This window comes from Verrucomicrobiota bacterium, assembly GCA_016871535.1.
Lineage (GTDB): Bacteria > Verrucomicrobiota > Verrucomicrobiia > Limisphaerales > SIBE01 > VHCZ01.
On record VHCZ01000365.1, the window covers coordinates 1 to 4,919 of the forward strand.

Here is a 4,919-nt window from a genome sequence, read left to right on the forward strand (position 1 = left end):
CGATTTCGCTTTCTGGCTTCGTTTCTCCTCAGTCGCAGAGCCCTGGCTATGCTCCTTCGTCGTGCCTCGCCAGAAAGCGAAATCGCCTCCAGCAAAACCGGAATTTATTTTTGCACAGACCCTTAACTAAATTTAACTACTTTCACTGAGGGGTTACTCTCGCCACGATCGCGCTTTCGATTCTCCTCTGCTGCGGTAGAATCACCGCGATGACCAAAAGGCCGAGCGGCAGTGCTGTCCAACCGAGCGATGCGCATATTCTCCGTACTGTCTCATGGTAGGGCTGCGTTGCCGCGCAGCCGTTTTTCCGTCGATACGTCGGCGCAGCAGCACCGCCCCACCATCGACGGGTTCATGGAGTGTATGCACGGCTCGAAAGCCACGAGACCTTCCCATGAACCGTTCAAGGTTCAAAGTTCAAAGTTCAATGTTCAATGCTCGACGTTGCCGGTGGAACATCGAACATCCAACAGCGAGCGTGGAACGTCGAACCACACGACACAAAGTTTGTCCCGCTCGGGACAAACTTTTTGCGCCACGGAGGACTGCCGCGCTCCAAGACGCCATTGCGGCGCATCTCGCTCTTTTCCGTTCATGGCATCCATCCTCCGGCTGGCCATTCTGCTGGCTGCTCACGCTCCAACCGCGCGCGCCTTCAATCTCGACGGTCAGACGGACATTGTCTGGCAGAACCGCGCGACCGGACAGACGACCGTCTGGTTCATGAATCTGCTGGCCTTCGCCGACAACGGCTGGGTCACGAACGACCTCGGCGCCGGTTGGCAGGCTGTGGCCACGGCGGATTTCAATCGCGACGGCCAGACCGATTTGCTCTGGCGCTCGCCATCCACCGGTCAAAACGAAATCTGGCTCATGCGCGGGACCTATCGGCTTGCCCGTCATTCCCTTTCCGTCGGCGCGACTAATTTTTATGTGGTCGGCACCGGAGATTTCAACGCGGACGGTTACGCCGACATTCTTTGGCGCGACCACAACCACGACTTGACCGCGGTCTGGTTTCTAAACGGGACCCATTGGAACGGAGAAGTGGGACGCATCGCGAAAAATGGCGATCCCGCCTGGCGTGCGGTGGCGACGGCGGACTGCAACAATGACGGCTATGGGGACATTTACTGGCGGCACACTGGAACCGGCAAAAATGCCATCTGGGTCATGCACGGCACCAAGGTCGCGCGCATCGACGAAATTCGCCCCGAACCGGACCTGGGATTTCACCTGGCTGCCACGGGCCAGTTCAATCCACTCGGCCACACGGATCTTTTGTGGCGCCACACCAACGGCCAAAACGTGGTCTGGCTCATGCGCGGCGCCAACCATCTTTCTACGGTCGCTCTGCCAACCGAAACGAACCGAAACTGGACGGTGGTCGGCGTCGGAGGCTACACGAATGCCATGATGCTGACGGCGTCGGCCGACGCAGTGTCCAGGAGCGTCACGCTGGCCTGGCGGTACGGACCTGCGAAGCTGCCGACGATACGCCGGCGAGTTGCGGACGAGACACGCTGGACGACGCAGGCGGTGAACTACGCGCCATATCGGTTCACCAACTCGAATTTGGAATTGGGCCAGCGTTACGAATTCGACGTGGGCGGGCAATACCTGCTCGCCGGCTTGAACGCCGCGCCGGTCGAACAACGCGGCCAGCTTCTGCTGGTCGTGGAGAATTCCGCCGCCAAAGCGCTCGCCCGCGAACTCGAAATCTTTCGGGCGGACCTGGCCGGCGACGGCTGGAGCGTGATTCGAACCAACGTGCCGCGGCACAATGACCGTGCCTGGAGAGCCAACACCAACGCCATCGCGTCGATCAAATCGTTTGTCGCGAATTGCTATTCCGCCGATCCGGCCGCGACGCGCGCGGTCCTCCTCATCGGCCACGTGCCGATTCCCTATTCGGGATTTCACAACCCGGACGGCCACGGCGCACGGGCGCTCCCCGCCGACGGTTACTACGGTGACGTGGACGGAATTTACACGGATGCGCGCGTGAACTACACCAGCGGCGTGGCCGGCCGGCCGGAATCCCGGCACGATAATCTGGTCGGCGACGGGAAATTCGACCAGAACCGCTACCCGCCCGATTCCATTGGCGAGGCGCGGCTTGAACTCGCGGTGGGCCGAATCGATTTTGCCAAGTTGCCGGCCTTCAAATCGCGCTCCGAACTCGAACTGCTGCGGCGTTACTTCGACAAGAATCATCGCTACCGCCACAAACAGCTCGTCTTGCCGGAAAGGATCACGGCCGGGACTTTCTTTCCGACGGGTCTGAATTGGGAAGCCTACGCGCAAGCCGCGAAACTCAGCAGCCGGATGTTCGGCGCGGACCCCCAATGCCTGGTAGACGGGGATCCGTTCGTTCGAGCTAATGCGTCGGTCTGGGGGATCTTGTGCGGATACGGTTTGCCCTACGGCGTCCGGGGCCAGCCGAGCGCTTACCACGAGTCCGCGCATCTGGCGGATCCAGCGAAAGCGCCGCGGCTGCTCTTTGCCAGCCTGTTCGCGTCCTACTGCGTGGATTTCGACTATGCCGACAATTTCATGCGGGCTTTTCTCGGCGCGCCGGAGGCGGGTCTCGTGGTGACCTGGTTCCGGCCCGTGTCCATTGAGAATGTGCCGCTGGCGTTCGAGACGCTGGGACTAGGCGAAACGGTTGGCTCAGGATTTCTGCGCATGATCAACGACAACCCGGACCGCACGGCTCACATGACGTACCTGGCGTTGCTGGGGGATCCCACGCTTCGCCTGCAAATCCTGGCGCCGCCGACTGCGCTCGTCGCTCGCGGGAAAAGAGAAGTGAATTTGACCTGGACGGCGTCTCCGGAGCCGGGCGCGCAATATCTTGTCTATCGATCGACCAATGCGTGGGACGGTCCGTGGAAAAAACTCACGCCGGCAGCGCTCGCGGGGACGCGGTTCACAGACGAAGCGGCGCCCGCGGGTTCGAAACTTTACCAGGTGCGCGCTCTGAAACTGGTTGAGACCGGCAGCGGCACCTACACAAATCTCAGTCAAGGCGTCTTCACCAAATCTGCCGAAGAAAAAAGATGAACCGTCGCGCATTGGGGCCATGAACGTTCCTTTCTGCGCTCGGCCCATGAACGCGGCAGGGCGAGTCCGGGCGAGTCCGTCCCGGCGAGCCGCTCGACGTGCGTGGAACACGTCGGACTCGGCTCGCTGTGGACAGGCTCGCCCTACCGTCTGGTTCATGGGAAGGGAGATCAACCATTGAAAGGATTGAAAACCGGCGCATCAAGGCGCCTGGGGCAGCGTCAGGCTCACGCGCGTGCCTGTGCCCGGTTCGCTCTCGATGGGAGAATTGGCCTCCGTGGATTTCCACGAGGCGTTTGGCGATGACCAGTCCCAGGCCGCTGCCCTGCTGTTCGTAGAATTTCCGCTCGAATTGCACGTAGGCCCCAATGGCTGCGGTGTGCTCGGGCTTCATCCCTCGTCCGCGATCGCTGATCTCCACGCGCAGCATGTGAGTTTGGGCAGCGGACACGACCGAGACGGGCGTTCCTGGCATCGAGAACTTGAACGCGTTATCGAGCAGTTCGGAGATTATTTTTTGAAAATGGTCGCGGGAGACCGCAACGGCGCCAGGCCCAAGCTTCAGCCTCAAATCGTTGCTGCGCCCGGCGGCCTGGGCTTGCTTCCAGGCCAGCTCCTTCAGGAATTGGTCCGCCGCCATGGTGGGTCCGCGATCCAACGCCGCGAGCCGGGCGGGGTCCGAAGCGAGCAACTCAATCTGGGCGTAGATGAGGAAGTTCTGAACGAGCCGGTGCAGGCGCGCGCCGGAGTCTTTGATCGCTTGCGCGAACTCGGCGATTTGCTCCCGCGAAAGCGAGGCGGCTTCCGTGCGCAGAAGGTCCGACGCCCCCAGGATGCCGGTCAGCGGCGTGAGCAATTCGTGCGGCAGCATCATGCTAATGTGCGTGCGCAAGGAGGCGAGTTTCTGATCGGCTTGGTCGCGCAGCAGTTGATTCTTCTGGAGGCGATTGCTCACCGCGGCCAGCAGTTCGCCGACGCTGAACGGTTTGGCCAGGTAATCGTCGGCGCCCAGCGTCATCCCCTGCCGCATGCCGCGGAGGTCGGCCTGGCCGGTCATCAGAACAAACGGCGTTGTGGACAACACGGGATCGTTCCGCAACGCGCCCAAAACGTCGTAGCCGTCGAGTCCGTCCATGTTCACATCGCAAAGGATGAGATCGGGAACGTGAACCCGCGCGAGTCTCAGTCCGGCGGCTCCGTCCGGTGCTTCCGTGACCTCAAATCCTTTCAGCGACAGAGCCTTGCGAATGGTGAAGCGAGTGCGCTCTTCGTCGTCGATGACCAGTATTTTTGCATGTCCCAGATCAGATGTCCTTCAACTGGGGTTTGACGACCTTCTCATAGCACTCCGGGCAGATGGTGTGAGTGAATTTCGCTTCGCTGCGCGGCGCGATGTATCTTTCGATTTGCTGCCAGGCATTGTGTTCGTCGCGGATCCTTTTGCAGTAGGAGCAAATCGGGAGTAGCCCTTCCAGATACTTCACGTGCTGGCGCAAGCCGAGAATGCGTTCCGCCACGTGCAACCGGGCCAGCAATTGCTCTTCATCGACCGGTTTGTTCAGGAAATCGTCCGCTCCGGCCTTCATCGCTTCCAGGTAATTGGTTCGCCCGCTCAACGCGGTGAGCATGAGGACATAGGTGTAAGCCTCGCCGGGCGTCTGAGAGCCTGTCCGAAAATTGCGCGGGGTCCTGCGGCGAGGGATTTTGGCTGTGGCCAAGGCGGCGAGGTCCGAGCATCCCCAACGCGGGCTGTAAGGACCGAGCCAACGCAGGCCACGGACAAAAGACCCGCCGCCCGGAGGGTTTTCGCGCCAAAGGCCGCCTGGCTTCGTTGCTCCTCAGTCGAAGATCCA

Annotated in this window: 3 protein-coding genes; 1 reads left to right on the forward strand and 2 read right to left on the reverse strand. The window is 61.1% G+C overall.

The genetic code is table 11. The features are described 5' to 3' along the window. Positions 1-249 precede the first annotated feature (249 nt). Positions 250-3,066 carry a hypothetical protein gene (locus FJ398_26070; GenBank protein MBM3841354.1) on the forward strand — a complete coding sequence of 939 codons (2,817 nt, stop codon included), beginning with the start codon at positions 250-252 and terminating at the stop codon, positions 3,064-3,066. Here the strand turns inward: FJ398_26070 and FJ398_26075 are convergent. Next, the gene (locus FJ398_26075; protein ID MBM3841355.1) at positions 3,038-4,207 is read right to left on the reverse strand and encodes a hybrid sensor histidine kinase/response regulator; all 1,170 of its coding nucleotides are present in this window, start codon (positions 4,205-4,207) and stop codon (positions 3,038-3,040) included. The two genes, FJ398_26070 and FJ398_26075, sit on opposite strands and share 29 nt — an antisense overlap. Positions 4,208-4,370: 163 nt before the next feature. After that, positions 4,371-4,784 (reverse strand): response regulator, encoded by a 414-nt coding sequence (locus tag FJ398_26080; GenBank protein ID MBM3841356.1) that lies wholly within the window; start codon positions 4,782-4,784, stop codon positions 4,371-4,373. Positions 4,785-4,919 lie beyond the last annotated feature (135 nt).

Bases quoted from the DNA above. Each gene is read 5' to 3' on its own strand.
- FJ398_26070 (MBM3841354.1), top strand. From the start codon at position 250: ATGCGCATATTCTCCGTACTGTCTCATGGTAGGGCTGCGTTGCCGCGC.